Genomic DNA, 26463 nt, shown 5'->3' with positions numbered 1-26463 from the left:
GTTCGGTTGCAGTGACGACAGGGAGGCCCAACCCCGGAACCCAGCGCATGCCGCGTGCGGCAAGGCGCACCGCCCTCAACCCTGGCGCGGGTTCCACCCTATCGGAGTTTCTGCAATGCCCCAGATCACCATGCGCCAGATGCTGGAAGCCGGCGTCCACTTCGGCCACCAGACCCGCTACTGGAACCCCAAGATGGCGCCGTACATCTTCGGTGCCCGCGGCAAGATCCACATCATCAACCTCGAGAAGACCGTCCCGCTGTTCAACGACGCGATGAACTTCATCAGCGGCGTGGCGCAGAAGCGCGGTATCGTGCTGTTCCTGGGCACCAAGCGCAGCGCGCGCGACGCCGTCAAGGAAGAAGCCGAACGCTGCGGCATGCCCTATATGACCCAGCGCTGGCTGGGCGGCACCCTGACCAACTTCGCCACAGTGAAGAAGTCGGTGGCCCGCCTGAAGGAGCTCGAGGCCGCCGAGACCGACGGCACCTTCGACAAGCTGGTCAAGCATGAAGTGATGGGTCTGCGCCGCGAACGTGACAAGCTGCAGGCCTCGCTGGGCGGCATCAAGGACATGAACCGGCTGCCCGACGCCCTGTTCGTGATCGACATCGGCCATGAAGACATCGCCATCAAGGAAGCCAAGAAGCTCGGCATCCCGGTGGTGGCAGTGGTCGACACCAACTACGATCCGGCGCTGGTCGACTACCCCATCCCGGGCAACGACGACGCCATCCGCGCCGTGCAGCTGTACGCCCGCGCCGCCGCCGACGCGGTGCTGGAAGGCAAGGCCGCCGCCCCGAACGCCGCCAATGTGCGCGAGGAAGACTTCGCCGCCGCGGTCGAGGGCGAGGAAGCCGCCAAGCCGGCCCGTCGCAACGGCAAGAAGGGCGAGTAATCGCCCCGTCATGCGGCCGCGCCATGCTGCGCGGCCGCGAGTTATTGCTCGTCATTCCCGCGCAGGCGGGAATCCAGGGACATTGAAGTCTGTCGGGCGAAGTCCATGGATTCCCGCATGCGCGGGGATGACGTCACCCACCCTCTAGAGGCAACCCCCAATGGCTGAAATCACCGCTTCCCTCGTGAAGGAACTGCGCGAGCGCACCGGCGCCGGCATGATGGAGTGCAAGAAGGCGCTCACCGAAAACAACGGCGACATCGACGCGGCGGCCGAGTGGCTGCGCAAGCAGGGCCTGGCCAAGGCCGACAAGAAGGCCAACCGCGTCGCCGCCGAAGGCCGTATCGCGGCGGCCCAGGCCGGCGGCAAGGCCGTGCTGGTCGAGGTCAATTCCGAAACCGACTTCGTCGCCAAGGACAGCAACTTCATCGCCCTGTGCGAGGCCGTGGCCCAGGCGGCGCTGGACTCCGGCGCCGCCGACGTGGAAGCCCTCAAGGCCGCCAAGGTGGCCAGCGGCGAGAGCGTCGAAGAGGCTCGCGCCGCCGCCGTGGCGAAGCTGGGCGAGAACATCCAGGTGCGCCGCATGGTGCGCGTGGACGGCAGCAACACCGTCGCGGCCTACGTGCACGGCGGCAAGATCGGCGTCCTGGTCGAGCTGTCCGGCGGCGACGCCGAGCTGGCCCGTGGGCTGGCGATGCACATCGCCGCCATGAACCCGCCGCACAACAAGGCGTCCGACGTGCCGGCCGAGTTCATCGCCAAGGAAAAGGAGATCGAGCTGGCCAAGATGAGCGAGAAGGACAAGGCCAAGCCGGCCGACATCCTCGAGAAGATCATCAGCGGCAAGATCAACAAGATCATCAACGAGGTCACCCTGTACGGGCAGCCCTACGTGCTGGACGGCGACAAGACCGTCGAAGCCGTGGTCAAGGCCGCCGGCGCCGACGTGATCGGCTTCCAGCGCCTGGTGGTCGGCGAAGGCATCGAGAAGGTGCAGGAAGACTATCTTGCCGAAGTCGCCAAGGCGATGCAGGTCTGAGTCCCCGCACCCCCTGATCCACGAAAAACCCGCCGGCGACGGCGGGTTTTTTGTTGCCGCCTGTCGGCCAGGCGTCAGCCGCGGTGGTAGGGATGGTTGGCCAGCAGCGCGGCGGCGCGGTAGAGCTGTTCTGCCAGCACCAGCCGCACCAGCATGTGCGGCAGGGTCAGCGGGCCCAGCGACCAGTGCTCGTCGGCGCGGGCGATGACCTCGGGCGCATGGCCTTCCGGCCCGCCGATCAGGAACGCAAGGTCGCGCCCCTGCCCGCGCCAGTATTCGAGCCGCTGGGCAAGTTGTTCGGACGAATGCATCTTCCCGCGGCCATCGAGCGCGACGACGTGCGCCTGCTTCGGCAGCGCGGCCAGCACGCGGGCGCCCTCGTCGGCCATCGCCCGGACGGTGTCGCGCCCCTTGCCACGCACGCCGGGCTCGATCTCGGTCAGCTCCAGCGGCAGCCAGTGCGAGAGCCGCTTCTGGTATTCGGCAAAGCCCTGCGCCACCCAGCCGGGCGCGCGCTCACCCACGGCGACCAGGCGGGCCTTCATGTCACCGCCCTGATCCCGCGCGGCAGGGCTCAGGCCTCCGGCGTGTCAACCGCCGCATCATCGGGATGCTGATCGCCCACCGACCACAGCCGCTCCAGCGCATAGAACTCGCGCACCCGCGGCAGCATGACGTGGACCACCACGTCGCCCAGATCCACCAGCACCCATTCGGCCTCGCGCTCGCCTTCCACGCCCAGCGGCATCACGTCGAGCTTCTTGGCGAAGCGCACCACTTCATCCGCCGCCGACTTGACGTGGCGGGTGGAGGTGCCGGAGGCAATCACCATGAAATCGCAGACGCTGCTCTTGCCGCGCACGTCGATTTCCACCACGTCCTTGGCCTTGAGTTCCGCAAGCCCATCGTGCACGGCCCTGAGCAGGGCCTCCACGGACGGTGGCGGGCTGGGCAGGCGGGTCTTGATGACGTGGGCGGCAGTGGTCAAGGGCGAACGCTCGGTCGAGAGGCTGGCAGTATAACGGCCGGGTCGCGGTAGAGATTGAGCTCGACGATGCGGGCCGCGACCCGTTCAGGAACCCAGTCCCGCCACGACTCGCCCGCGGCGATGCGGCGGCGCAGCTCGGTGGAGGATTCCGGGCGCAGTTCGGGCAGCGGCAGCAGGGCGAAGCCCCCGCAGGGGCTGTCCGCGAGCGCGTCGGGCGGCAGCCAGCGCTGGTCGAGCTCCGCCAGCACCGCGGGCGCCTCCGAGCGCAGGCGCGCGGCATCCACCTCGGCCCCCGGCCGCTGCACGGCGACGACGTGGGCCAGCGCGAACAGGTCGCGCCAGCGGTGCCAGGTGTGCAGCTGCAGCAGCGAATCCGCCCCGACCAGCCAGGCCAGCGGCGCCGCGAGGCCAGACTCGGCGCGCAGGTCGGCCAGCGTGTCCACCGTGTAGGACGGCCCGGCGCGATGCAGTTCGCGGCGGTCCACGTGCAGCCCGGGTTCGCCTTCGATCGCCAGCTCCAGCAGCTGCGCGCGCTGTTCGGCATCGGCAAGGGTGGCGGCCTTGTGCGGCGGATCGCGCGCCGGCAGCAGCGCCACCTCGGCGTGCAGCGCATCGCGCGCGGCGCGGGCAATGGCGATGTGGCCGTTGTGGACGGGATCGAAACTGCCGCCGTAGAAGACCCGCAGCGGCGCGTTCACGACGCCAGCAGGCGCAGCGCGCCCTTGTCCGCCACCGCCAGCAGCAGGCGCTCCAGCTGCAACCAGGCGTCGTGGGTTTCACGTCCGGGCCGCACGCGCCCCTTGGAGATCCGGTCCACCCCTCCCGCCGCGACCAGCAGCGCCTGCCAGCGCTCCGGCGCGTGGCGCGCCAGCGCGCGCTTGTAGACCGCCTGCTTGGAATCCCAGATCCGCAGCGCCTTGCACTCGGCAGCGAAATTGCGGGCGCGCGCCAGCGCGGTGACGGTGTGCAGCTCCTTGACCACCATGCCCATCAGCGCGGGGATCGCCTCGCCCTCGGCGCGCAGGCCGGCGACGATGCGCGAGACCTGCGCGGGCTGGCCGTTGAGCGCGGCATCGACCAGGCGGAATACGTCGAAGCGGGCCGAATCGGCGACCAGCGCGTCCATCCGCCCGGCGTCCAGCACCTCGGCCTGCCCTTGCAGCAGCAGGGCAAGCTTGTCGACCTCCTGCGCCGCGGCCAGCAGGTTGCCCTCGACCCGCTGCGCGAGCCGGGCGACGGCGTCGGGCGTGGCCTTGACGCCGCGGCTGCGCAGGCGCGCGCCGATCCAGCCGGCCAGTTCGTGCGGTTTCACCGGCCAGGCAATGGCGACGTGGCCGACCTTCGCGATGGCCTCGCTCCACTTGCCGGCATGCGCCTTGGACCATTCGCCGGCAATCACCAGCAGGACCACGTCGGGCGGCGGCGCGGCGCAGAAGGCGGCGATTGCCTTGCCCCCGTCGGCACCGGGCTTGCCGGTGGGCAGGCGGACTTCGACCAGACGCCGGCTGGCGAACAGGCTGGGCGCGTGGAGGGAGGCTTCCAGCGCGGCCCAGTCGGCATCGCGGCCTTCCATGTCATGGACTTCGCGCTCACCGATGCCCTGCGCACGCGCGGCGGCGCGTACGGCGTCGGCCGCCTCCAGCACCAGCAGCGTCTCGCTGCCAGCCACCAGGTAGGCGGGCCGCAGCGGCTCGTTGGCCAGTTGCCCGGGAAGGCGGTCGGCGCCCAGTTCCATGTGCGATGGGCTCGCTGCGGTTACGGCGCGGACGGCTTGGAGGCGGCATCCACGCGGCGCAGAATGGCCGTCGCCATGTCGCGACGCAGCTCGCGCACCAGCATCTCGCGCTCGCTGGCCTTGCCGATGGAGTCCACCGCTGGCGCCAGATAGTCGCGCACCAGTTCCACCGCCTGCTGCGGCACGGCGACGCTGCCATCGGCACGACGCAGGCTGAACACCACCGCATAGCGCAGCGCATATTCCTGGGCACGGCCGGACTGGTCGTTGCTGATCGGCATGTCCGCCCACTGCTCGGACAATACCTGCAGCGTGGCTACATCCTCCGTGGCCGAGGCCGGGGCCGCCTGCGCGCCTGCGCGCTGCAGGCCCGCGGCCAGCAGGTCGCCCAGTGGGCTGTAGGGATCCGCGGTCAAGACACGCACCGGGCCAAGGTTGGCCGGCAGGTCGAGGGCATTGCGCAGATGGAAGCCGCAGCCGGACAACAGGGCGGCGGACAGGGTGAGGGCGGCGAGACGGAGGTTCATGGTCAGAGTGTATCGCGCTTCCCCGACCGGGCCGCGGGCCCATCGGCAATCCGCAGGGCACGCAGGCAACCGCCGGGCCGCGTGACGGATCGGCCGCCGCCCCGGACGGAAGCGGCGGCACCGCGTGGCTTACACCACGATATTGACGATCTTGCCGGGCACCACGATGACCTTCTTCGGCGCCTGTCCGGCGATGAACGACGCCACACCGGGCGCGGCCAATGCGGCGGCCTCGATGGCCTCGCGCGGCGCGTCCACGGCGACCTCGAGGGTGCCGCGCAGCTTGCCGTTCACCTGCACCGCCAGCGTCACCGCGTCGCGCGCCAGTGCGGCCGGGTCCGGCTGCGGGAACGGCAGGTCCTCCAGCAGCGTCTCGGGATGGCCCAGCACCTGCCACAGCGCATGCGCGATGTGCGGGGTGATCGGATTGAGCAACAGCACGATGGCCTCGAATGCCTCGTGGCGCACCGCACGGCCCTGCTCGCTCATGTCACCGAACTTGCCGACGTGGTTGAGAAGCTCCATCAGCGCGGCGATGGCGGTGTTGAAGCTGTGGCGGCGGCCGTAGTCATCGCCGACCTTCTGGATGGTCTCGTGCACCTGCCGGCGCAACGTCTTCTGTGGCGCATCCAGCACGGCCGGATCGACGACCGCATGGTCGGGCTGCGCGGCGTGCGCGTGCACATCACGCCACAGGCGGCGCAGGAAGCGCGCCATGCCTTCCACGCCCGCCTCGCTCCACTCCAGCGACTGCTCCGGCGGCGCGGCGAACATCGAGAACAGGCGCACGGTGTCGGCGCCGTACTTGTCCACCAGCACCTGCGGGTCGACGCCGTTGTTCTTCGACTTCGACATCTTCTCGGTGCCGCCGATCTTCACCGGCTGGCCGTCTGCAACCAGCGTGGCGCCGATGACGCGCCCCTTGTCATCGCGCTGCAAGGCGACGTCCGCCGGGTTGATCCATTCCTTCGCACCGCCCGCACCTTCGCGGTAGAAGGTGTCGGCCACCACCATGCCCTGGGTCAGCAGATGCGTCGCCGGCTCGTCACACCGCACCAGGCCCGCGTCGCGCAGCAGCTTGTGGTAGAAGCGGAAGTACATCAGGTGCAGAATCGCGTGCTCGATCCCGCCGATGTACTGGTCCACCGGCAGCCAGTAGTTGGCGCGTTCGTCCACCATGTCGGCGGCGCCCGGCGAGGTGTAGCGGGCGTAATACCAGCTCGACTCCATGAAGGTGTCGAAGGTGTCGGTTTCGCGCTCGGCCGCGCCACCGCACTGCGGGCAGGTGGTCTTGCGCCACTCGGGGTCGGACTTGATCGGCGAATGCACGTCGCCGGCGGCGAAAGCGTCGGCCACGTCCTCTGGCAGCACCACCGGCAGCTGGTCCTCGGGCACAGGCACCGCGCCGCAGGCGGCGCAGTGGATCACCGGGATCGGGCAGCCCCAGTAGCGCTGGCGGCTCACGCCCCAGTCGCGCAGGCGGAAGTTGACCCGCCGCCGACCGGTGCCAGCCAGCTCCAGGCGCACGGCCAGCGCCTCGAAGGCAGCATCGAAATCCAGGCCATTGAACTCGCCGGAATTGATCAGCCAGCCGCGCTCGGTATGCGCGCCCTCCTCCTCGATCCGGCGCAGGTACTCGCGCACCACCGCCACTGCGGCATCGACCTCGACCACGTCGACCGGCGCGTGGCCGCCCAGCGCCACCGCCATCGGATCATCGTGCTCCTGCAGGTGCGCCGACAGCTCTTCCAGCGCGTCGCGGGTGGCCGCATCCACCACCACCGGCTTCACCGGCAACCCGTAGGCCTTGGCGAACTCCCAGTCGCGCGCATCGTGCGCCGGCACCGCCATCACCGCCCCGGTGCCGTAGCCCATCAGCACGAAGTTGGCGACGTAGATCGGGATGTCCTCGCCGGTCAGCGGATGCCTGGCCCACTGGCCGGTGGCCATGCCGCGCTTGTCCTGGGTTTCCAGCTCCGCCTCGGACACGCCGCCCTGCTTGAGGCTGGCGATGAAGGCGGCCAGCTCGGGATTGCCCTGTGCAGCCTTCTGCGCCAGCGGGTGTTCACCGGCGATGCTGAGGAATGTCACCCCCATCAGCGTATCGGGGCGGGTGGTGAACACGGTGAGCGGTTCCGGCTCGCCATCGACCGGGAACTGGATCTCCAGCCCCTGGCTGCGGCCGATCCAGTTGCGCTGCATGGTCTTGACCGACTCCGGCCAGCCGGGCAGGCGGTCCAACTCGTCCAGTAGCTCCTGCGCGTAGTCGGTGATGCGCAGGAACCACTGCGGGATCTCGCGCTTTTCCACCAGGGCGCCGGTGCGCCAGCCGCGGCCGTCGATGACCTGCTCGTTGGCCAGCACGGTCTGGTCCACCGGGTCCCAGTTCACCACGCTGTTCTTGCGATAGGCCAGCCCCTTCTTGAGCAGGCGCACGAACATGCGCTGCTCGTGGACGTAATAGTCCGGCTTGCAGGTGGCGAACTCGCGGCTCCAGTCCAGCGCATAGCCCAGCGCCTTGAGCTGGCTGCGCATGTGGTCGATGTTGGCGTAGGTCCATTTGGCCGGCGCGGTCTTGTTCTTGATCGCGGCGTTTTCGGCAGGCAGGCCGAACGCGTCCCAGCCCATCGGCTGCAGCACGTTGTAACCGGTCATCCGCTTGTAGCGGCTGATCACATCGCCAATGGTGTAGTTGCGCACATGGCCCACGTGCAGCGCGCCCGACGGGTACGGCAGCATCGACAGGCAGTAGTACTTGGGTTTGCCGGCATCCTCGCTTACCTCAAAGGCGCGGGTGCGGTCCCAGAACGCCTGGGCGGCGGTTTCAACGGAGCGGGGATCGTAGTGGGCAGATTCGGACACGGCAGGCGCACTGGCAGGAAATCGATTCTGAAAGCTTACCGCAGCGCACCATGCGCCGCCCGCGTGGCACTATCCGTCGACACCCGGGAGACACCTCGATGCGCACCCACTTCGCCCTCGCCGCCAGCCTGCTGGCCGCCGCCATCCCGCCCGCCGCCCGGGCCGAGCCCGCCGATACCCTGCTGCAGTGCGGACGCGTGTTCGACGCCCGCGCCGGCAAGGTGCTGGGCCCCCATGTCGTGGTGGTCCGCGACGGGCGCATCGCCGAGGTCCGGCCGGGCACAGCCGGGACGGATGCCACCGGCCAGCGGATCGACCTGTCCGACCGGACCTGCCTGCCCGGCTTCACCGACCTGCACGTGCATATGGCCAGCCAGTCCAGTCCGCAGAGCTATTCCGAGGGGTTCCGACTGGACCCGGTGGACTTCGCCTACCGCAGCGTCGGGTTCGCGGACCGCACGCTCATGGCCGGCTTCACCAGCGTTCGCGACCTGGGGGGCGAGGTTGCCCCCCACCTGCGCGATGCCATCCAGCAGGGACTGGTCCGCGGGCCTCGCATCTTCGCGGCTGGCAAGTCCATCGCCACCACCGGCGGCCATGCCGACCCCACCAACGGCTGGAACGACGCGCTCTCGCACCTGGTCGGGCCGCCCGGCCCCACCGAAGGCGTGATCAACTCCATCGATGATGCGCGCCAGGCCGTGCGCCAGCGCTACAAGGAAGGCAGCGACGTCATCAAGATCACCGCCACCGGAGGCGTGCTCAGCTACGCGCGCTCGGGCGATGCCCCCCAATTCACCGTGGAGGAGGTGCGCGCGATCGTCGATACCGCACGCGACTACGGGTTCCGCGTGGCCGCACACGCCCACGGCGAGGAAGGCATCTACCGCGCCGTGCAGGGCGGGGTGACCAGCATCGAGCACGGCACCTACATGAGCGACCGGGTCATGCGCGCCATGAAGGAGAAGGGCACGTGGTACGTGCCGACCATTTATGCCGGCCGCTTTGTTGCCGACAAAGCCAAGATCGATGGCTACTTCCCGGAAGTCGTCCGCCCGAAAGCCGCGCGCATCGGCGCGCTGATCCAAGCCACCGCCGGCAAGGCGTACCGCAACGGCGTGAAGATCGCCTTTGGCACCGACATGGGCGTCGGCCCGCACGGCGACAACGCGCGGGAGTTCCTGTACATGGTTGAAGCCGGCATCCCCGCAGCCTATGCGCTGCAGGCGGCCACCCTCCATGCCGCCGAGGTGCTGGGCGTTGACGACCAGGGCGTGCTGGAAGCCGGCAAGCGCGCCGATGTCATCGCCCTGCCCGGCGACCCGGTGGCCGATATCGGCAACACGATGAAAGTCGACTTCGTGATGAAGGACGGCGTGGTGTACCGGGAACCTGCGCGATGAACCTCGAGTGGATGGGCTACCTTGCCGCCACCTGCACCACGCTCTCGTTTGTGCCGCAGGCCGTGCGCACCCTGCGCACACGCGATACCTCCGGCATCTCGCTGTGGATGTACGTGGTGTTCACCTTCGGCATCGCCTGCTGGTTCGGCTACGGGCTGTTCCTGCGGTCGTGGCCGATGATCGCCTCCAACGCGGTCACCTTCGTGCTGGCGGCGACGATCCTGCGGATGAAGCTGCGCTACGGCTGAGCGCGAACGCCGCGGCGCACCACCACCCGAACCACGCCGCGAACGCCAACCGCTGCGCCAGCCCTACCCAGCTTCCCAGCGGCGCAACCACCGCCAGCAGCGGCACCAGCAGGCCCGCGGCGAGGCACAGCAGCGCGAAACCCGCGCCGCGCCGCGCCCCGGCCGCCAGCAGCAGCGCGCCCGGCACGAAGGCGATCCACCACAGCATCCACACCAGCGCGTGCAAGCGGCCGGCATGGCCGTCCAGCTCGCGTGCGTCCAGCGGCAGCGCGCCCTGCAGGGCGAACGCCAGCGCCGATCCCTGCACCAGGGTCAGCCCGATCCGTGCCACCCAGCCCTGCCCGGCCAGCGCCGGGCGCAGGCTGCGGGACGCCAGCAGCAGCGCGATGCCCGGCAACAGGAAGCCCCCCGCGTTGAACAGCATCGCGCCCGGCAGGCCCGTGGCCCCGCGCAGCGCGACCGGGTGCAGCCAGTGCGAATACGCCGGCAGCCCGATGCCCGCCAGCGCCAGGGCAAGACCGAACAGGAGGGCGGCCAGGCCGGCCAGGAGAACGGCGGCAGAGGGACGGGTCATGCGGGCCGGGTCCATTGGAAGACGTCTTCGATCCGCACGCCCAGCGCATCGGCGATGCGGAAACCCAGCTCCAGCGACGGCGCGTAGCGCCCCGCCTCCAGCGCGATGATGGTCTGCCGGGTCACCCCGCAGGCATCCGCCAGCGCCTGCTGGGTCATCTCGCCGCGCTCGAAGCGCAGGCGGCGGATCGCGTTCTGGATCGAGGTGCCGCTCATGCCCGGCGGTCCCGCCAGTAGATCAGGCGGTTGCGCGGAGACAGGGCGGACATCGACGTTACCTTTGACTTACACAATGTAAGTCAAACGTTACATTCGATATCGCGGATGTCAACTGCTGTTTACATCTCCTTGTGAACCGCCGGCCGCGTCGCCATGTTTGCGGCATTCCAATCGCTTCCCACGCCATGACCGACACCGCCCACCCCCATGTGTTCGACGCCACCGCCGCCCGCTTCGAGGAGGAGGTGATCCGGAAATCGATGGAAACACCCGTCCTGGTGGACTTCTGGGCCACCTGGTGCGGCCCGTGCAAATCGCTCGGCCCGATCCTGGAGAAGCTGGCCGCCGACTACCACGGCGCGTTCGTGCTGGCCAAGGTGGACGTGGACAAGGAGCAGGAGCTCGCCGCCGCGTTCCAGATCCGCTCGGTGCCCACCGTGATGCTGGTGAAGGGCGGGCAGCTGGTGGACGGCTTCCCCGGCGCGCTGCCGGAAGGCCAACTGCGCGAGTTCCTGAAGCACCATGGCATCGAACCGGCCGCAGCCCCGGAGCAAGCCGCCGCACCAGAGGCCGCGCCACCGGTGGACCCGCACGCGGAGGTCATGCGCCTGCGCAAGGCCATCGCGGCCGCGCCGGACCAGGACGAACTGAAGCTCGACCTGGCGCTGGCGCTGCTGCAGACCGGCGCGGCAGCCGAGGCCGAACAGCTGCTCGATGCCCTGCCCGCCAACCTGGCCACCGACGACCGCACCATCAAGGCGCGCGCGCGGCTCGGCTTCGCCGCCCTGCTCAAGGACGCGCCCCCGATGGAAACGCTGGAGGCCGCCATCGCCGCCGACCCCGGGGACCTGCGTGCTCGCCACTTGCTGGGCGTGCGCCAACTGATGGCCGGCGACGCGGAGGCCGGCATGGCGCAGTTCCTCGAGATGCTGCGCCGTGACCGCAACTTCGGCGACGGATTGGCGCGCAAATCGCTGATCGACGCCTTCCGCGTGGTCGAGGACGAGGACCTGGTGGGCCGCGTGCGCCGCCAGATGTCGGCGCTGCTCCTGGCCTGACGCCGCCGGCATACGGCGGCGGCTTGGTCAGTACGCTTGCGTATGGGATCATGCGCGCCCAGCCCCGCCCCGCGCCCTGCACCGCCGCCGCATGGACCACCGCCTGTTCCGCCACGGCATCAACCTGTGGCCCCCGTTCCTGTTCGCCGGCATCCATCTGACCCGGCTTTCGGCGGACTACACGCAGGCACGGGTCGAACTGCGCCTGCGCCCGTGGAACCGCAACTACGTGGGCACCCACTTCGGCGGCAGCCTGTTCGCGATGACCGACCCGTTCTGGATGCTGATGGTCCTGCATCATCTCGGGCGCGACCACTATGTCTGGGACAAGGCCGGTGAGATCGAGTTCGTGAAGCCCGGGCGTGGCGTGGTGTGGACCGGCTTCACGCTGGATGCCGCCACGCTGGACGCGCTGCGCACCGGCGCCGCCAACGGCGCCAAGGTGCTGCACTGGTTCCAGAACGAGGTCGTGGACACCGACGGCGAGGTGGTCGCTCGCGTCCGCAAGCAGCTGTACGTGCGTCGCAAACCGGGACGCTGACCGTTCCCCCGGCCGTCGCGACCGTCGTATGCTCCGGTGGATTCGGGCAAGCGAATGACACCGTGACGGACAAGACCCAACCCAGCATCGACGGCTACCGCATCCTGCGGGTGATCGGCCACGGCGGCATGTCCACGGTCTACCTGGCGGAGCAGGCGTCGCTGGAGCGCAAGGTGGCGCTGAAGGTGATGCTGGCCGACGCGCTGGCCGACGAGATCAGCCGGGCGCGCTTCGAGAACGAGGCGCGCATCATCGCCCGTCTGGAGCACCCCAATATCGTGGGCATCCACGAGGTGGGGCGCACCGCCGACGGGCTGCCGTTCTACTCGATGCCCTATCTGTCGCACGGCCACCTGGCGCAGCGCCGGCTGGCCGGCGACCAGCCGAAGGTCGCCGCCATCCTGCGCAGCCTGTTGCAGGCGCTGGACTACGCGCACGTGCGCGGCGTAGTGCATCGCGACGTGAAGGCCGAGAACGTGCTGTTCGACGACGCCGACCGGCCGATGCTGGCCGACTTCGGCATCGCCCTGCGCCGCGGCAACAACCCGCGCCTGACCACCGCCGGGCTGGCCGTGGGCAGCACCGCCTACATGCCGCCGGAACAGGCGCGCGGGCAGGAGGTGGATCGCCGCGCCGACATCTACAGCATGGGCGTGCTGACCTGGGAAATGCTGATGGGCCGCCTGCCGTACAGCGCCGGCGATGCGCTGTCGATGGCGCTCAAGCACGTGCAGGAACCGGTACCGCGCCTGCCCGAGCCACTGCGCCATTGGCAGGGCTTCATCGATCGTGCGCTGGCGAAAGACCCAAAGGACCGCTTCGCCAGCGCCAACGAAATGCTGCAAGCGCTGGACGCCCTGGAGCACCGCAGCGGCAAGGCGTTCGCCCCGGTGGAAGTGCCCACTGAAGCATCGGTGCCGGCCCGCCCGTCACGGCGACGCGCGCTGGTCGCAGGCCTGGGGCTTGCCGCCGTCCTTGGCGGCGGCATCGGCTATCTGGCGCTGCGCACGCCAGCACCCGCCAGCGTGGAGGCAGACGCGGGGACAACAGCCACCGATGCCGAAGCGGCGCTTCCCGCGCCTGCCGCCGGTGCGGTCACCGGCCTGGCCGATCCGCTGGCCGATCCACTGGCCGATCCACTGGCCGAGGGGCCAAGCGTCGCCGCCTTCGTGGCCAATGCCGACCAGCAGCTGCGTACCGGCGCGCTGCTCGCACCGAAGAACGCGAACGCCTGGGACAGCATCGAAGCGGCATGGCGCACCAACCCCACCCATCCCGACACGCTGCGCCTGACCGCCCTGTTGTTCGACGCCTTGGCGAACGCCTCGGAACGCGCGCTGCTGGATGGCGACCTCGCCACCGCACGCGTTGCGTTCGAACGCGCGCGCCAGCTGGACGTGCGCCGCGGCGGCACCGGGGCCTCGATCGTGCTGCTGCGCAAGCGCCTGGACGCCGCGCTGGAGAAGCGGCTCACGGCGCTGCTGGCGAACCCCACGGCCCGGCCCGCTGCCGCCGCGCTGCTGGCCGACACCAATGCCTGGCTGGGCCTGGATCCTGCGCGGCAGCGCGCCCTGCAAGCCCGCATCGGCGCGCCTGCCCCCCGCGTTGCTGCAGACCCGGCCGTCCCGGCACAAGCAGAGCCCCCCACCGCCGCCATCGAGCTGACCACCGTGACGCGCGGCGACTACGCCCGCTTCGTGGCCGCCACGGGCCGCCAGGCCGCCGACTGCGGGCGCGGCTTCCTGGGCCGCAAGCTGCGCTGGGACAACCTGCTGGGTGGCGACCGTCGGCCGGTGGCCTGTGTCTCCGCCGACGATGCCCAGGCCTATGCCGCTTGGCTGGGCCAGCAGGACCAGCACCGCTACCGTCTGCCCAGTGCCGGGGAACTGCAGGGCCAGCCCAGCGTTCCGGCCAGCTGGGTCACGCTGTGCGCCGATCACGCCTGCACCCGGCGCATGGCCTTCGGCAAACCGGCGCCGCTGGACGCACAACGCGGCTACGACGACGTCGGCATCCGCCTGGTGCGCAGCCGCTGACCCCGAAAGCCGGCGTGCCCGGGCGCGCCACCGTCAGGGGACCGCCCATCCAGTCAGACGTGTTCGCCGGCCCCGGATAGCCGGCCCGCAAGCACAATCGCGCACGCGATCAGCGGCGCGGACATCGCGTCAGGACACGTGCCGCATCCCGCGAAGCGGACACGCCCAGGGATGGACGTGTCCAGCCCCCTTCACTCCGCTGCCCCCTTGCGGCGCCCGCCTTCCACGGCATCACGCAGGGCGCGGATGGCGGTCACGGTCTCCTGGGTCTTGCGGGTGAACTCGCCGTCCAGCAGGGCCTGGGCCTGGGCCGTCCGGCCGCGCTGGTGCTCACGCACCACCTGCGCCGCCGCGGCATGGAACTGCCGGTGATGCTCTTTCAGTTTCTGGTATTCCGGCAGGTGCTGCACCTGTTCCCCCTTGCCATACAACCACTGGCCCAGGGCACAGACGCTGTCCTTCTGGACGGTGTCCGGATCCAGCGGCTCGCCGCCGCCACGCAGGTAGGTCTTGAGCCGCAGCTTCCACTGCGCATGCTTTTCGATCATGTCCTCGAACGAGGCGATGGTGCCTTCCTGCGCGTGGCCGGCCGCCCCGCTGTGTGCATGGGTGTGGGCGGGCGCGGGCGCACGGGCGGCGGCGCGGGCGCTGGCCTGCTGCTGCGCGGCCAGCCGGAACGCCGCCACCGCCTCGGCCAGGGCCTCGGCCTGCTGACGCATGCTCTCCGCCGAGGCCGCCGCCTGCTCCACCAGCGCGGCGTTCTGCTGGGTGCCTTCGTCCATCTGGGTAATGGCCTGGTTGACCTGCTCGATCCCCGCGCTCTGCTCCTGCGAGGCGGCGCTGATGTCGGCCATGATGTCGGTGACCCGCTGCACGCTGCCGACGATCTCGCCCATGGTGCGCCCGGCCTGGTCCACCAGCAGACTGCCTTCTTCCACCTTCACCACCGAGTCGGTGATCAGCTGCTTGATCTCCTTGGCGGCATTGGCGCTGCGCTGTGCCAGCGCGCGCACCTCGGCGGCCACCACCGCAAACCCGCGGCCCTGCTCGCCGGCGCGCGCGGCTTCCACCGCCGCGTTCAGCGCCAGGATATTGGTCTGGAAGGCGATGCCGTCGATCACCCCGATGATGTCGGCGATCCGGCGCGAGGCGGCCTGGATTTCGCTCATGGTGCTGACCACCTGCTGCACCACCTGCCCGCCGGATTCGGCCACGCTGGCCGCACCCTGCGCCAGCTGGTTGGCCTGGCGGGCGTTGTCGGCGTTCTGCTTGACGGTCGAGGTCAGCTCTTCCATCGACGAGGCGGTTTCTTCCAGCGCCGCGGCCTGCTGTTCGGTGCGGGCCGACAGATCCGAGTTGCCGGCGGCGATTTCGCCTGCGGCCGCGCCGATGCTGTCGGAGGCGGCGCGGATTTCGCCGATGATCCGGGTCAGCGCCTCCACCGTGCGGTTGGCGTCGTCGGCCATCTGCCCGAACGCGCCCGCCCACTCGCCCTCTACCCGCCGGGTCAGATCACCCTCGGCCAAGCCCTGCAACACGTACTGGATCCCAGCCAGCGCGCCCTGCAGGCCATCCAGCAGGGTATTGAGGCTGCGTGTCACCTGCCGGAAGAACCCGTGCTTGCCGGCCTCGTCCAGGCGCCGGCCCAGCTCACCGCGCGCTGCCGCCTCCACCACCTGCCCGATCTCGTCTTCCAGCGCCAGTTCCTCGGTGCGGTCGCGCCATTCCAGCACAGAGCCGATGCGCTCACCGGACGCATTCAGCGACGGCTTGAGCAATACTGCACAGGCGCGATCACCCAGATCCACCAGCTCATGCCGCTCGCCGGTCAGCCCATCGAGCACGGCCTGCCAAGTCGCCAGTGACGGATGCAGGGCAGTGAGCGGTTGACCCATCACCAGGTCAGCCTCTTCCCGCGCCAGTACGCCGGCGCGCACCAGAAGCTGCAACAGGGTGCGGTTGGCAAACACGATCTGCCCCTTGGCATCGGTCAGCAACACGCCGCTGGAGGCGGTCTCCAACCCATCGACGATCCGCTGGACGCGATCTTTTTCATGGGCCATGCCATGCACTTCGAATCCCAGCCGGATCTGCAGACTCTTGATCTCCTGCAGAATGCGGCCCACTTCATCGCTGCGAGACACGTCGATTGGGCCAGTGAAGTCATTGCGCTCGATCCGGCGCAGCGCCTCGCGTGCCTCCTCCAGCCGGCCGACCACATCGCGCGACAGCCACCAGGCCGAATACAACAGAAAGGCCAGGCCGGCGCCCCACAGCCCCCAGTCCAGCGCATGCGCGCCGCCCAGCCGCAGCATCAGCACCAGGGCCAGCGCCGGGCCGAACAACGCAAACAGGGCCAGCCGGACGGGCAGGCTGAGCTTCCACAGCGGGTTCAGGCGTTCCCACCACGGCACCCGCACCAGATGGCCATTGCGCAGCACGACGCCTTGCAGGCGGCCGGCGCGCAGTGCGGCGTAGTCGCGCTCGGCCTCTTCCACCCGCGCCCGGCTGGGTTTGCGGCGCACCGACTGGTACCCCACCAGCTCGCCGCGCTCATCCACCAGCGGGGTGACATGAGCCTCCACCCAGTAGTGGTCGCCGTTCTTGCAGCGGTTCTTGACCATGCCCACCCAGGGCCGGCCTTTCTTCAGGGTGGCCCAGAAATCGGCAAACGCCTCCGGCGGCATGTCCGGGTGGCGGATGATGTTGTGCGGCTGGCCAATCAGCTCGGCCGGGGTGTAGCCACTGATCTCGCAGAAATACGGATTGATATAGGTGATGACCCCGCGCGGGTCGGTGCGCGAAACGATCAGCTCGCCGTCCCGGAACGGCACCTCGCGGCCCGTGACCGGGCGCCTACGCAGGTCCTCGCGTGACAGCGAACGCGGCCCGGACCGTGCCGGGGCAGTCTGGGGCGATGCGTTGCGGTCAAGCTCGACAGCGGCGACAGCCATGGGCACGATTCCTTTTCCCTAGAAGAACGGCACGGTGTGTCATGCGGTATCGGCCACCCTGGCAACGGCTTTAACCGCAGCCACGGCTACACTATCGCCATGTCCTCTCCCGCCCTCGCCCCCCGCCTGCAGCGCCTGTTCCTGACCGGCCTGCTGACCCTGTTACCGCTCTGGCTGACCTGGGCCGTGCTGAAGTTCGTTTTCGGACTGCTGGGAGGGCTGAGCAAGCCGCTGGTGGAACCGGGGTTGCAGGGCCTGGCCGCCGAGCATCCGCATTCGCTGGGCTGGCTGGTGGCCCCCTGGGTACAGGATGCGATTGCGCTGGTGGCCACGCTGGCCGTCATCCTGCTGGCCGGCTGGCTGGCCCAGCGCGTGGTCGGCCAGCGCCTGCTGCGCTGGCTGGAGGCGCTGGTGGCGCGCATCCCGCTGGCCAATACCGTGTATGGCAGCGCACGCAAGCTGCTGGACATCCTGCAGACCAAGCCGGACGGCACCCAGCGGGTGGTGCTGGTGGATTTTCCACACACCCAGATGAAGTCCATCGGCTTCGTCACCCGGGTGATGCGCGAACAAGGCAGCGGCCGCGAGCTGGCGGCGGTGTACGTGCCGACCACGCCCAACCCCACCTCGGGCTATCTGGAAATCGTGCCAGTGGACAAGATCACGCCCACCGACTGGAGCGTGGATCAGGCGATGAGCTTCATCATCAGCGGCGGCGCGGTGGCGCCGGGTGAGATCCCCTTCACCCCACCCGCCCGGCAGGACTGACCTGTGCGGCAGCTCGACGACCGCGCCACCCGCCTGTTCATCGCCCTGGCTGCGTTCTTCTGCGTCAACGCGGTGCTGGCCGAGTTCATCGGGGTCAAGATCTTCTCGCTGGAGGCCACCCTGGGCATCGCCCCGGTGCATTGGCGGCTGCTCGGCGAAGGCGGCACCCTGGACTTCACCGCCGGTACGGTGATCTGGCCGATCGTGTTCATCATGACCGACACGGTCAACGAATACTTCGGCAAGCGCGGCGTGCGCCTGATCAGCTGGCTGGCGGCCGGGCTGATCGCCTATGCCTTCCTGTTTGCCTTCATCGCCATCCAGCTGGCCCCGGCCAGCTGGTGGGTGGCCAGCGCGCAGACGCAGGGCGTGCCGGATTACCAGGCCGCCTACGCGGCGATCTTCGGCCAGGGCATGTGGATTACGGTGGGCTCGCTGGTGGCATTCCTGATCGGCCAGCTGGTGGACATCCACGTCTTCCACCAGATCCGCCGCCGCACCGGCGAGCGCCACGCCTGGCTGCGCGCCACCGGCTCGACCATGGTGTCGCAGCTGGTGGACAGCTTCGTGGTGCTCTACATCGCCTTCGTGCTGGGGCCGGCGCACTGGCCGATGTCGCGGTTCCTGGCGGTGGCCAGCCTGAACTACACCTACAAGCTGCTGGCCGCAGTGGCGCTGATCCCGCTGCTGTACCTGGCCCGTGCCGGGATCCACCGCTACCTGGGGGAGGCGCGTGCGGCACAACTGATCCACGCCGCCGCCCACGACCACGCCGCCGCACCGCACCCGTTCCCGGTGGACTGACCCGCCCGCGCTGCCCGTTTCGTCGCCGCCCTGCGTCACATTGCCCCCACCCCCCGCCGGCGCGACAATAGCCGGATGATCGATGCCTCCCGCTATCCCCTGCTGTCCCGGATCGACAGTCCCGCCGACCTGCGCCAACTCCCGGAATCCGAGGTCCGTGCGGTGGCGGACGAGCTGCGCGCCTACCTGATCGAATCGGTGGGCAAATCCGGCGGTCATTTCGGCGCCGGCCTGGGCGTGGTGGAGCTGACCACCGTGCTGCATTACCTGTACCAGACGCCGGACGACCGCATCGTCTGGGACGTCGGCCACCAGAGCTACCCGCACAAGATCCTGACCGGCCGCCGCGACCGCATCCACACGGTCAAGCAGAAGGACGGCGTAGCACCATTCCCCAAGCGCGAGGAATCCGAGTACGACACCTTCGGGGTGGGCCACTCCTCGACGTCGATCTCAGCCGCCTTGGGCATGGCCATCGCCAACGCCCGCGCCGGCAACCCGCGCCGGGTGGTGGCGGTGATCGGCGATGGCGCGATGACCGCCGGCATGGCGTACGAGGCGCTGGGGCACGCCGGTGGCATGGACGATGAGCCGGATCTGCTGGTGATCCTCAACGACAACCGCATGTCGATCAGCGAATCGGTGGGCGGCCTGACCCGGATGCTGGGCCGGCTGTCCGGCAGCCGCACCCTCAATGCCCTGCGCGAAGGCGGCAAGAAGCTGCTGGGCGACAAACACAGCCCGCCCGCCCGCTTCGTCAAGCGCTGGGAAGAACACTGGAAGGGCATGTTCGTGCCCTCCACCCTGTTCGAGGAGATGGGCTTTCATTACACCGGCCCGATCGACGGCCACGACACCGACGCCCTGCTTGCCACCCTGAAGACACTGCAAGGCCTGAAAGGCCCGCAGCTACTGCACGTCATCACCACCAAGGGCAAGGGCTACGAACTGGCCGAAGGCGACCAGATCGGCTACCACGCGGTGGCCCCGTTCGACCCGGCGGTGGGCGTGGTGCCGGCCCAGGGCAAGCCGAAGAAGCCCACTTACACCGACGTGTTCGGCGACTGGCTGTGCGACATGGCCGCCGCCGAGCCGCGCCTGCTGGCGATCACCCCGGCCATGCGCGAAGGCTCCGGGCTGGTGCGTTTCAGCCAGGAATACCCGGACCGCTATTTCGATGTCGCCATCGCCGAGCAGCATGCGGTGACCCTGGCCGCCGGCATGGCCTGCGAAGGGGCCAAGCCGGTGGTGGCGATCTATTCCACTTTCCTGCAGCGCGCCTATGACCAGCTGGTGCACGACGTGGCCATCCAGAAACTGGACGTGCTTTTTGCAATCGACCGTGCCGGCGTGGTCGGCCCCGATGGCGCCACCCATGCCGGCAACCTTGATCTGTCCTATCTGCGCTGCGTGCCCAACATGGTGGTGATGGCGCCTGCCGACGAAAACGAATGCCGGCAGATGCTGTCCACCGGGTTCCAGCACGTCGGCCCGGCGGCGGTGCGCTACCCGCGTGGCACCGGCCCCGGCGTTGCCGTGCAACCGTCGCTGGAGACCCTGCCGATCGGCAAGGCGCAACTGCGCCGGCGCGGCGGCCCGCTGGCGCTGCTGGCGTTTGGCGCGCTGGTACCGGTGGCCGAACAGGTGGGCGAGGCGCTTGGCCTGACCGTGGTCAACATGCGCTTCGTCAAGCCGCTGGACCGCGATCTGGTGCTGGAACTGGCGCAGACCCACGCAGGCCTGATCACCCTGGAGGACAACGTGGTGGCCGGTGGCGCCGGCAGCGGCGTGGCCGAACTGCTGGCGGCCGAAGGCGTGGTGGTGCCGATCCTGCACCTCGGCCTGCCCGATGCCTTCCAGCACCATGCCAGCCGCGAGCAGCTACTGGCCGAGGCGGGCCTGGACGTGGCGGGCATCCGTGCGTCGGTACTGCGGCGGTGGCCGTCGCTGCAGGCCGGCACACCCACCCGCGCCGCCTCCTGAACCCGCGCGCGGCGGACCTTCGCATCATTCGTCCGGCGCGATGACCGTGTACCCCTTCGCCTGCAGCGCAGCCAGGTAACCATTCGGCCCCAGCAGGTCATTGAGCGGCAGCGTGGCGAAGCTGACCGCAGTGCGATCCAGCGCGGCTTCCGCTGCGGCCAGCCATTTCGCGCGCAGCTTGTGCTGGGCATCGCCAAAGCCCAGACGCTTGCCGATGCCCGCCTCGGTGATCGCGCTGCTGCAGGCTTCCCACTGGTAGGCCGGAGGCAACACGCGCAACGCGGCGATATCCCCGGTGGCCCACGCATTGGCGCGTGCGCGCATGGCATCCAGATCGGTCTCGATGCGCTGCAGGGTGTTGTCGAAACAGGCCAAATCGTCCAGGGTGGTTTTTGACCACTCCTTCAGCAGCGGCTTCGGATCGGTGATGGTGATGGTCTCGCGCACCACGGTGACGGCCGGGTTGTGCGCCTTGATCGCCTCGCTGACTACCGGCCAGGTGCGGTCGGTGGTCTCCAGCCCGTTCTTCTTGATCGCGGCGGAATAGAGTTCCTGCGCTGCAAACAGCGGCCGCCGCGTCTCCACACCGCCGTCATTGCCGATGTAACGCGCCTTCAGGACCTGCCAGCGCGCATATGACGCGGGCGATACCACTTCGCGCAGGGTCTTGCCATCGGGATTGTTGCGGGCGCCCAGCAGCTTGGGCAGCAACAGCAGGCCGCGGAAGAAACCGACGTCCGCATCGATCTGTACGCCGCGCATGCGGATGACCTCGCCCGCCTGCGCCAGGACCTGCCGCACCTGCGCCGATTGCCACTGCATCTTCACCGGCAGCGGGCTCAGCGTGCCAAGGATGTAGAGCTCGTGGTTGCCCTTGCGCACTAGCCACAGGCCGGGGCCCGGCTGTTCGCCCTCCACCACCACCGGCGCCTCGGTCCGGATACCGTCCGCCACCGGCGCCTGCTGCGCCTGCAGCGGCGACGCCACCGCCAACCATGCAGTCACCCACGCAACCTGGATATATCGACGCATCCCTCGTCCTCATGCCTGTCGAGCGCGCAGTGTGACGTGATCCGCGGCCGGAAGTTCCACCCGGCGATGAACGCATGCCTCTGGTTGCGCTACCCTCGGCACGATCCACCGCAGGAAAGCCCCATGGCCATCCGCATCGTCCGCCTCGGCAGTCCACGCGCACCCGGCGAAGGCCTGCGGATCGGCACGGTGCGCAGGCCGCCGCGGGGCGTGCCGAAGACGCAGTTCGCCAGCCGCGATTTCTATGATGTCTGGCTGCCCACCGTTGCGCCCAGCCAGCACGCCATGGACATCGCCCATGCTGCAACCACGCCGGCGCAATGGGCGGCGTTCTTTCGCCGTTACCGCAGCGAGATGAAGCAACCAGACGCGGCGCATGCCATCGCGCTGCTGGCAGCGCTGTCGCATTCCACCGCCATCAGCGTGGGCTGTTATTGCGAGGACGAAGCCCATTGCCACCGCCACGTGTTGCGCCAGCTGCTGCTGGACGCCGGCGCGGTGATCGCCGACTGATTCGCGCCCTTCAGTCCTGCGAGCGCGCCACCGCCTGCTTCGCCCCCGCCGCCGCATCGGCGATCCGCCAGAGGTAGAAGCTGGCATAGCTGCGGTAGGGCCCCCAGCGTTCGCCGCGCGCCGCAAGCGCCTTCGGTGTCGGCATGGCCTCGCTCTTGTCCACCGCCTGCGCCCCCTTGCGGATACCGAGATCGTCGATGGGCAGCACGTCGGGCCGGCCAAGCCGGAACATCAGCATCATCTCCACGGTCCAGCGCCCGATGCCGCGGATCGGTACCAGTGCCCTGACGATGTCATCGTCGGACATGGCGGCCATTCGGCGCAGGCTCGGGATCTCGCCCGCCTCTTCGCGCCGCGCCAGGTCGCGCAGGGCCAGCAGCTTGTTGCCGGACACGCCGCAGCCGCGCAGCGCGGCATCGTCGATGCGCGCCAGGGTGTCGCAATGGAAGCGGTCACTGCCGATGGCGGCTTCCACCCGCGCCACGATGGTGCCCGCCGCCTTGCCGCTGAGCTGCTGGTAGAGGATCGCGCGCGCAAGCGCATCGACCGGGTCGAACGGCAGCCGCCAGCGTGGATCCGCCTCGATCGGACCCAGCCGGCGCATCCACGCGCCCAGCTTGCGATCGCACCTGCACAGGTGCGCGAACGCCGCGTCAGTGTCGAATCCCCGCGCGTGTCGTGCCATACCAGCGCCTTCAGCCGCGCAGCCGGGCGTAGCCGTGCAGCAACCAGCCGAGGATCATCAACCCGCCACCCAACGGCGCCAGCACGGTCGGTGCGCCCAGCAGCGCCGCGGCAACCAGGCTGCCGGCGAACAGCAGTACGCCGGCCAGCAACAGGGCCAACGCCAGCAGAGCGACGAAGCGCTGGGCCAGCGGTGCCAGCGCCGCCAGCGCCAGCCCGTGGCCGAATCCGAACGCCGCCGCCTGCACCAGACGCAGTTGGGCCTCAGGCAGGGCGGCGTGCATGGCATAGGCGGACAGGGCCACCGCCAGGCCGGCGAGCAGACTGCCGACGGCGCCCAGCAGGCGGCGATAGAAAACGAAAGGCGGGACGATGGAAACGGTCATGCGCACATTCTGCCAACAAGGGCCGCCAGAAACGCAAACGCCGCGTCATCGACGCGGCGTTTGCAGGCTTGCACGGGATGCACGGAGGCGCTTATTTCACCGGCCAGTAGACGTCGAACTGACCGTTTTCGGTGAAGGCACCCGCCACGCCGGACTTGTAGTCCTCGAAGGCACGATCCTTGACCTCGTAGCCGTGGGTTGCCGCCCAAGCACGCAGCGCGTTGCGGACGTTCTCCAGTTCGGCCATGTAGCCGGTGTAGGAGGCCATCACTGCCCGCGATGCCGGGGCCTGCGCAACCTGCACGGGGCCCTGGGTCACGATCTTGCCGATCGCGCCGCCATCCTTCTTGCGAACCGGCTGCACCACGTCGAAGGTGTAGGTCTCGCGCCCCAGGTCGGTGGTGACAATGCGCAGCGGGCCCGCCGCCTCGAGACCATTCGCCTCCATGACGCGCTTGATCCACTCGCTGTTGGCGTTCATCGACGACTGGATCTGTGCATTGCCGCGCTCGACGGCGCCGGCGTTGACCACCAGCAGGTCTTCAGCCGGACGATCGACCACCTTCGGCGCGGTCATCTTGCTGTCCTTCATCGCGTAATCGACGTTCGGCACGGCAGCCAGCATGTTGACCAGGCGGGTCAGGCCCATCTTCATGTCGTCGCCCACGTGGCGGGTCACGTACAGGCCGGCGTAGCGGCCCAGCAGGTCCCAGCCGTAGTCGACGTCGTAGGTCTGGGTGATCTCGACGTTGCGGTTGTTGCGGCCGGTCGGCTTGAAGGTGAACTCGGTGCGCTTGTTGCTACCGCGCTCGATGTTCTCGATCGCATAGGCCACCTTCTCGCGCGGCACGCTCTCGACGATCTTCCACGAGCCGCTGCCCAGGTTCTTCTCCTGGGAGACATAGTCCAGCTGGGCGCCCACGCCCTCCTCCGGGCCGGACAGGGTCAGCTGCATGCGCGGATCGCGCAGCGGCAGCGTGTTCCAGTCCTTGAAGCGACGGAAGCTGTTGAGGGTATCGAACACGATGGTCAGCTTGCGGTTGGTCTCGATCTTCTCCACCAGATGGCGCGAAGACGGCAGCGCAAGGCCCACGACCAGGTACAGCGCCACGACGATCGCGAGCGAAATCAGGATCTCGAGCAAACGGGTCATTCAGGAATCTCCGGATAAGGCCGCCAGCGGCCTTGAGCCGCGCAGACCCGTCATCCTAGCAAACCGGGACGGGTTACGGCGAGGGGTCCGCACCCCGAAAACGCGACGCCGCCCCGCAATTCCGCCCCAAGGCCGCATCGGCAGCAGCACGCGCGCCGGGCCAGCGGCAGGTGGCCCGCGCAGTCAGACCAGCTGCAGCTCGAACGCCTTCAGCACCGCCCGGGTGCGGTCGCGCACGCCAAGCTTGCTCAGTATGTTGGAGACATGGTTCTTGATGGTGCCCTCGGCCACGCCCAGCGAGTTGGCAATTTCCTTGTTGGAGAAGCCGCCGGCCATCAGCCGCAGGATTTCGGTTTCGCGGTCGGTCAGCGGGTCCGGGCGGTCCAGGCTGACGAACTCGTTGCGCATGTGCTCCAGCCCCGACAGCAGGCGCTGGGTCACCGCCGGCTGCACCAGCGAACCACCGGCAGCCACGGCCTGGATGGCATCCACGAGCTGTTCAAGCGACACGTCCTTCAGCAGATAGCCCTTGGCGCCGGCCTTGATGCCGGCCAGCACCAGCGCATCGTCGTCGAAGGTGGTCAGGATGATGGTGGGCGGCAGCGCCCCGGCCTTGCCCAGCGCCTGCAACGCCTCCAGCCCGGACAGCACCGGCATGCGCATGTCCATCAGCACCACGTCGGGACGGACCTGGGGAATCTGCTCCACTGCCTGGCGGCCATCCGAGGCCTCCGCCACCACCTCGATACCCTCGGCCAGGGACAACAGCGAACGGATGCCCTGGCGCACCAGGGTCTGGTCGTCGACCAGGAACACGCGGATCATGCGGTGACTCCTTCCGGAAGGCGCACGGCGGCGTTGGGCGCCACCGGCAGGGTGATGGTGAGCTGGAAGCCCTGGCCGCGACGGCTGGCGATGTCCAGCCGGCCGCCGTGCTGGCGCAGACGTTCGCCCAGGCCGCGCAAGCCATTGCCGGGCGCCACCTGATCGCTGCCACGACCATCATCGCGCACCTGCAAGACCACATTCTGCCCCTCGCGATACGCGCGCAGCCAAAGCTGCCCGGCATCGGCATGGCGGACCACGTTGGTGATGGCCTCCTGCGCGCAACGCAGCAGCACGTGCGCGCGCTCGGGATCATCCACGGTGAGCGGCTGCTCGATGTCCATGTGGATGGCCAGCTTCGGCACGTTCTCCGCCAACGGACGCAGCGCCGCGCCCAGGTCGATGGCGCCCCCCTCGCGCAACTGGCTGACCGCTTCCCGCACGTCGGTGAGCAGCAGCCGCGCCAGGGTATGCGCCTGCTGTACATGCTCCTTCACGCGCCCGTCGGACAGGTGGCCGGCCACTTCGAGGTTCAGGCTCAAGGCGGTCAGGTGGTGGCCCAGCAGGTCGTGCAGCTCGCGCGAGATGCGGGTGCGTTCGTTGACCCGCGCGCTGTCCGCCAGCAAAGCGCGGGTGGCCCGCAACTCCGCATTAAGGCGCCGCTGCTCCTCGCGCGCCTGCGCCTGCTGCAATGCAACCAGACTGACGATGAATACGAATCCCGAAAAACCGGCGTACAGCATCGACTGCATGAGCGCTTCCAAAGGCGGAAACCCCAGCCAGCGAATGAACACGGGCGCCACTGCCAGCTGGCTGGCCAGCAGCCAGCCCGCGCCCAGCGGCAGCGGCAGCAGCCAGGGCAGCACGCAGGCCGCCACCATCAGCAGCACGCTGCCCAATCCCGACCCATTGAAGTAACTGACGCCCAATGCAGCCAGCGTCAATACCAGCAGCAGCAGGTAATCGGCAGGCTGGCGACTACGGCCGCCCAGGTGGCGGGTCAGCCAGGCATACCCAGCGCCGAACGCCAGGTAGGACAGCCAGCCCTGCCAGGGCATCGGCCGCAGAGCCAGTTCCTCGTCGGCCGCCCCCAGGTGCGGCGCCAACCACGAATACAGCAACGGCAGCCCGACCACCGCCCAGGTGAACAGGCCGGCGTAGCGCAACAGGCGGGTATGGGAAATGCGGGCGAGCATGGCGCCTTATACCCCTTCACGGGCGACGGCGCCCCGGA

The 26463-nt window shown here is 69.1% G+C and carries 26 protein-coding genes; 11 read left to right on the top strand and 15 right to left on the bottom strand.

The window, feature by feature from the left end; all coding sequences use genetic code 11:
- Positions 1 to 115: 115 nt before the first annotated feature.
- Together rpsB and tsf are read left to right on the top strand one after the other, a co-directional pair.
- Complete coding sequence (gene rpsB, locus ACK4SG_RS03885; RefSeq protein WP_409599922.1) at positions 116 to 898, top strand: 30S ribosomal protein S2; 783 nt, start codon at positions 116 to 118, stop codon at positions 896 to 898.
- Positions 899 to 1058: 160 nt separating this feature from the next.
- Positions 1059 to 1937, top strand: a complete 879-nt coding sequence (tsf, locus tag ACK4SG_RS03880; RefSeq protein ID WP_409599920.1) for a translation elongation factor Ts — start codon at positions 1059 to 1061, stop codon at positions 1935 to 1937.
- A gap of 74 nt (positions 1938 to 2011) precedes the next feature.
- Here the strand turns inward: tsf and rlmH are convergent, their stop codons facing one another.
- The 6 genes from rlmH to leuS form a co-directional block, all read right to left on the bottom strand.
- Positions 2012 to 2482: a 23S rRNA (pseudouridine(1915)-N(3))-methyltransferase RlmH gene (gene rlmH, locus ACK4SG_RS03875; RefSeq protein WP_409599918.1), complete on the bottom strand. Its 471-nt coding sequence runs from the start codon at positions 2480 to 2482 to the stop codon at positions 2012 to 2014.
- Between the two features lie 29 nt (positions 2483 to 2511).
- Positions 2512 to 2925 (bottom strand): ribosome silencing factor, encoded by a 414-nt coding sequence (gene rsfS / locus ACK4SG_RS03870; protein ID WP_409599916.1) that lies wholly within the window; start codon positions 2923 to 2925, stop codon positions 2512 to 2514.
- Entirely contained in the window at positions 2922 to 3623 is a 702-nt protein-coding gene (gene nadD / locus ACK4SG_RS03865) for a nicotinate-nucleotide adenylyltransferase (protein ID WP_409599914.1), read from the bottom strand. Before nadD ends, rsfS begins: the two co-directional genes overlap by 4 nt.
- Entirely contained in the window at positions 3620 to 4660 is a 1041-nt protein-coding gene (holA, locus tag ACK4SG_RS03860; protein WP_409599912.1) for a DNA polymerase III subunit delta, read from the bottom strand. Before holA ends, nadD begins: the two co-directional genes overlap by 4 nt.
- Positions 4661 to 4680: 20 nt before the next feature.
- Entirely contained in the window at positions 4681 to 5187 is a 507-nt protein-coding gene (gene lptE, locus ACK4SG_RS03855; RefSeq protein WP_409599910.1) for an LPS assembly lipoprotein LptE, read from the bottom strand.
- Positions 5188 to 5316: 129 nt separating this feature from the next.
- The gene (gene leuS, locus ACK4SG_RS03850; RefSeq protein ID WP_409599908.1) at positions 5317 to 8049 is read right to left on the bottom strand and encodes a leucine--tRNA ligase; all 2733 of its coding nucleotides are present in this window, start codon (positions 8047 to 8049) and stop codon (positions 5317 to 5319) included.
- A gap of 98 nt (positions 8050 to 8147) precedes the next feature.
- On the opposite strand from leuS, the gene ACK4SG_RS03845 reads away from it, so the two are divergent.
- Both ACK4SG_RS03845 and ACK4SG_RS03840 read left to right on the top strand, forming a co-directional pair.
- Positions 8148 to 9452 (top strand): amidohydrolase family protein, encoded by a 1305-nt coding sequence (locus ACK4SG_RS03845; RefSeq protein WP_409599906.1) that lies wholly within the window; start codon positions 8148 to 8150, stop codon positions 9450 to 9452.
- The gene (locus ACK4SG_RS03840; RefSeq protein WP_409599904.1) at positions 9449 to 9700 is read left to right on the top strand and encodes a SemiSWEET transporter; all 252 of its coding nucleotides are present in this window, start codon (positions 9449 to 9451) and stop codon (positions 9698 to 9700) included. The genes ACK4SG_RS03845 and ACK4SG_RS03840 overlap by 4 nt, the downstream gene beginning before the upstream one ends.
- On the opposite strand, the gene ACK4SG_RS03835 is transcribed toward ACK4SG_RS03840, so the two are convergent.
- Positions 9648 to 10274, bottom strand: a complete 627-nt coding sequence (locus ACK4SG_RS03835) for a DUF998 domain-containing protein (protein WP_409599902.1) — start codon at positions 10272 to 10274, stop codon at positions 9648 to 9650. The genes ACK4SG_RS03840 and ACK4SG_RS03835 overlap by 53 nt on opposite strands.
- Positions 10271 to 10489 (bottom strand): helix-turn-helix transcriptional regulator, encoded by a 219-nt coding sequence (locus ACK4SG_RS03830; protein WP_409599900.1) that lies wholly within the window; start codon positions 10487 to 10489, stop codon positions 10271 to 10273. The genes ACK4SG_RS03835 and ACK4SG_RS03830 overlap by 4 nt, the downstream gene beginning before the upstream one ends.
- Before the next feature lie 188 nt (positions 10490 to 10677).
- Here ACK4SG_RS03830 and trxA point away from each other — a divergent pair, with 188 nt between their 5' ends.
- The 3 genes from trxA to ACK4SG_RS03815 all read left to right on the top strand — a co-directional run bounded on the left by trxA (position 10678) and on the right by ACK4SG_RS03815 (position 14127).
- Positions 10678 to 11550: a thioredoxin gene (trxA, locus tag ACK4SG_RS03825; RefSeq protein WP_409599898.1), complete on the top strand. Its 873-nt coding sequence runs from the start codon at positions 10678 to 10680 to the stop codon at positions 11548 to 11550.
- A gap of 91 nt (positions 11551 to 11641) precedes the next feature.
- A complete protein-coding gene (locus ACK4SG_RS03820; RefSeq protein WP_409599896.1) occupies positions 11642 to 12091 on the top strand; it encodes a DUF4442 domain-containing protein in 450 nt (149 codons plus the stop codon).
- A 62-nt stretch (positions 12092 to 12153) separates the two neighbouring features.
- Positions 12154 to 14127, top strand: coding sequence for a bifunctional serine/threonine-protein kinase/formylglycine-generating enzyme family protein (locus ACK4SG_RS03815; protein WP_409599894.1), 1974 nt, complete (start codon positions 12154 to 12156; stop codon positions 14125 to 14127).
- Between the two features lie 191 nt (positions 14128 to 14318).
- Here ACK4SG_RS03815 and ACK4SG_RS03810 read toward each other — a convergent pair whose 3' ends face one another.
- Positions 14319 to 17081: a methyl-accepting chemotaxis protein gene (locus tag ACK4SG_RS03810; protein ID WP_409599892.1), complete on the bottom strand. Its 2763-nt coding sequence runs from the start codon at positions 17079 to 17081 to the stop codon at positions 14319 to 14321.
- 99 nt (positions 17082 to 17180) lie between these two features.
- Here ACK4SG_RS03810 and ACK4SG_RS03805 point away from each other — a divergent pair, with 99 nt between their 5' ends.
- The 3 genes from ACK4SG_RS03805 (at position 17181) to dxs (ending at position 20636) form a co-directional block, all read left to right on the top strand.
- The gene (locus tag ACK4SG_RS03805) at positions 17181 to 17849 is read left to right on the top strand and encodes a DUF502 domain-containing protein (protein ID WP_409599890.1); all 669 of its coding nucleotides are present in this window, start codon (positions 17181 to 17183) and stop codon (positions 17847 to 17849) included.
- Positions 17850 to 17852: 3 nt separating this feature from the next.
- Positions 17853 to 18653 (top strand): queuosine precursor transporter, encoded by an 801-nt coding sequence (locus ACK4SG_RS03800; RefSeq protein WP_409599888.1) that lies wholly within the window; start codon positions 17853 to 17855, stop codon positions 18651 to 18653.
- Positions 18654 to 18728: 75 nt separating this feature from the next.
- On the top strand, positions 18729 to 20636 hold the full coding sequence (gene dxs / locus ACK4SG_RS03795) for a 1-deoxy-D-xylulose-5-phosphate synthase (protein ID WP_409599886.1): 1908 nt from the start codon (positions 18729 to 18731) through the stop codon (positions 20634 to 20636).
- 24 nt (positions 20637 to 20660) lie between these two features.
- Here the strand turns inward: dxs and ACK4SG_RS03790 are convergent, their stop codons facing one another.
- A complete protein-coding gene (locus ACK4SG_RS03790; protein ID WP_409599884.1) occupies positions 20661 to 21668 on the bottom strand; it encodes a TraB/GumN family protein in 1008 nt (335 codons plus the stop codon).
- Positions 21669 to 21791: 123 nt separating this feature from the next.
- Between ACK4SG_RS03790 and ACK4SG_RS03785 the strand changes: the two genes are divergently transcribed.
- Positions 21792 to 22181, top strand: a complete 390-nt coding sequence (locus ACK4SG_RS03785) for a DUF488 domain-containing protein (protein ID WP_409599882.1) — start codon at positions 21792 to 21794, stop codon at positions 22179 to 22181.
- A 10-nt stretch (positions 22182 to 22191) separates the two neighbouring features.
- Here ACK4SG_RS03785 and ACK4SG_RS03780 read toward each other — a convergent pair whose 3' ends face one another.
- The 5 genes from ACK4SG_RS03780 to ACK4SG_RS03760 all read right to left on the bottom strand — a co-directional run bounded on the left by ACK4SG_RS03780 (position 22192) and on the right by ACK4SG_RS03760 (position 26425).
- Positions 22192 to 22866: a DNA-3-methyladenine glycosylase family protein gene (locus tag ACK4SG_RS03780; protein WP_409599880.1), complete on the bottom strand. Its 675-nt coding sequence runs from the start codon at positions 22864 to 22866 to the stop codon at positions 22192 to 22194.
- Between the two features lie 10 nt (positions 22867 to 22876).
- Positions 22877 to 23251, bottom strand: a complete 375-nt coding sequence (locus ACK4SG_RS03775) for a DUF423 domain-containing protein (protein ID WP_409599878.1) — start codon at positions 23249 to 23251, stop codon at positions 22877 to 22879.
- Between the two features lie 91 nt (positions 23252 to 23342).
- Positions 23343 to 24404 (bottom strand): polyketide cyclase, encoded by a 1062-nt coding sequence (locus tag ACK4SG_RS03770; RefSeq protein WP_409599876.1) that lies wholly within the window; start codon positions 24402 to 24404, stop codon positions 23343 to 23345.
- A 183-nt stretch (positions 24405 to 24587) separates the two neighbouring features.
- Complete coding sequence (locus ACK4SG_RS03765) at positions 24588 to 25229, bottom strand: response regulator (RefSeq protein ID WP_409599874.1); 642 nt, start codon at positions 25227 to 25229, stop codon at positions 24588 to 24590.
- The gene (locus ACK4SG_RS03760; RefSeq protein WP_409599872.1) at positions 25226 to 26425 is read right to left on the bottom strand and encodes a sensor histidine kinase; all 1200 of its coding nucleotides are present in this window, start codon (positions 26423 to 26425) and stop codon (positions 25226 to 25228) included. Before ACK4SG_RS03760 ends, ACK4SG_RS03765 begins: the two co-directional genes overlap by 4 nt.
- Between the last annotated feature and the right edge of the window lie 38 nt (positions 26426 to 26463).

Source organism: Thermomonas sp., from assembly GCF_046293095.1.
Taxonomy (GTDB): domain Bacteria; phylum Pseudomonadota; class Gammaproteobacteria; order Xanthomonadales; family Xanthomonadaceae; genus Thermomonas.
This window is presented reverse-complemented; position numbering and strand designations above follow the sequence as displayed.

Excerpts from the sequence above, each read along its gene's own strand:
- rpsB (WP_409599922.1), top strand. The coding sequence starts at position 116 with ATGCCCCAGATCACCATGCGCCAGATGCTGGAAGCCGGCGTCCACTTC.
- tsf (WP_409599920.1), top strand. The coding sequence starts at position 1,059 with ATGGCTGAAATCACCGCTTCCCTCGTGAAGGAACTGCGCGAGCGCACC.
- rlmH (WP_409599918.1), bottom strand. The coding sequence starts at position 2,482 with ATGAAGGCCCGCCTGGTCGCCGTGGGTGAGCGCGCGCCCGGCTGGGTG.
- holA (WP_409599912.1), bottom strand. The coding sequence starts at position 4,660 with ATGGAACTGGGCGCCGACCGCCTTCCCGGGCAACTGGCCAACGAGCCG.
- lptE (WP_409599910.1), bottom strand. The coding sequence starts at position 5,187 with ATGAACCTCCGTCTCGCCGCCCTCACCCTGTCCGCCGCCCTGTTGTCC.
- ACK4SG_RS03845 (WP_409599906.1), top strand. The coding sequence starts at position 8,148 with ATGCGCACCCACTTCGCCCTCGCCGCCAGCCTGCTGGCCGCCGCCATC.
- ACK4SG_RS03840 (WP_409599904.1), top strand. The coding sequence starts at position 9,449 with ATGAACCTCGAGTGGATGGGCTACCTTGCCGCCACCTGCACCACGCTC.
- ACK4SG_RS03835 (WP_409599902.1), bottom strand. The coding sequence starts at position 10,274 with ATGACCCGTCCCTCTGCCGCCGTTCTCCTGGCCGGCCTGGCCGCCCTC.
- ACK4SG_RS03830 (WP_409599900.1), bottom strand. The coding sequence starts at position 10,489 with ATGAGCGGCACCTCGATCCAGAACGCGATCCGCCGCCTGCGCTTCGAG.
- trxA (WP_409599898.1), top strand. The coding sequence starts at position 10,678 with ATGACCGACACCGCCCACCCCCATGTGTTCGACGCCACCGCCGCCCGC.
- ACK4SG_RS03820 (WP_409599896.1), top strand. The coding sequence starts at position 11,642 with ATGGACCACCGCCTGTTCCGCCACGGCATCAACCTGTGGCCCCCGTTC.
- ACK4SG_RS03810 (WP_409599892.1), bottom strand. The coding sequence starts at position 17,081 with ATGGCTGTCGCCGCTGTCGAGCTTGACCGCAACGCATCGCCCCAGACT.
- ACK4SG_RS03805 (WP_409599890.1), top strand. The coding sequence starts at position 17,181 with ATGTCCTCTCCCGCCCTCGCCCCCCGCCTGCAGCGCCTGTTCCTGACC.
- dxs (WP_409599886.1), top strand. The coding sequence starts at position 18,729 with ATGATCGATGCCTCCCGCTATCCCCTGCTGTCCCGGATCGACAGTCCC.
- ACK4SG_RS03790 (WP_409599884.1), bottom strand. The coding sequence starts at position 21,668 with ATGCGTCGATATATCCAGGTTGCGTGGGTGACTGCATGGTTGGCGGTG.
- ACK4SG_RS03785 (WP_409599882.1), top strand. The coding sequence starts at position 21,792 with ATGGCCATCCGCATCGTCCGCCTCGGCAGTCCACGCGCACCCGGCGAA.
- ACK4SG_RS03780 (WP_409599880.1), bottom strand. The coding sequence starts at position 22,866 with ATGGCACGACACGCGCGGGGATTCGACACTGACGCGGCGTTCGCGCAC.
- ACK4SG_RS03775 (WP_409599878.1), bottom strand. The coding sequence starts at position 23,251 with ATGACCGTTTCCATCGTCCCGCCTTTCGTTTTCTATCGCCGCCTGCTG.
- ACK4SG_RS03770 (WP_409599876.1), bottom strand. The coding sequence starts at position 24,404 with ATGACCCGTTTGCTCGAGATCCTGATTTCGCTCGCGATCGTCGTGGCG.
- ACK4SG_RS03765 (WP_409599874.1), bottom strand. The coding sequence starts at position 25,229 with ATGATCCGCGTGTTCCTGGTCGACGACCAGACCCTGGTGCGCCAGGGC.
- ACK4SG_RS03760 (WP_409599872.1), bottom strand. The coding sequence starts at position 26,425 with ATGCTCGCCCGCATTTCCCATACCCGCCTGTTGCGCTACGCCGGCCTG.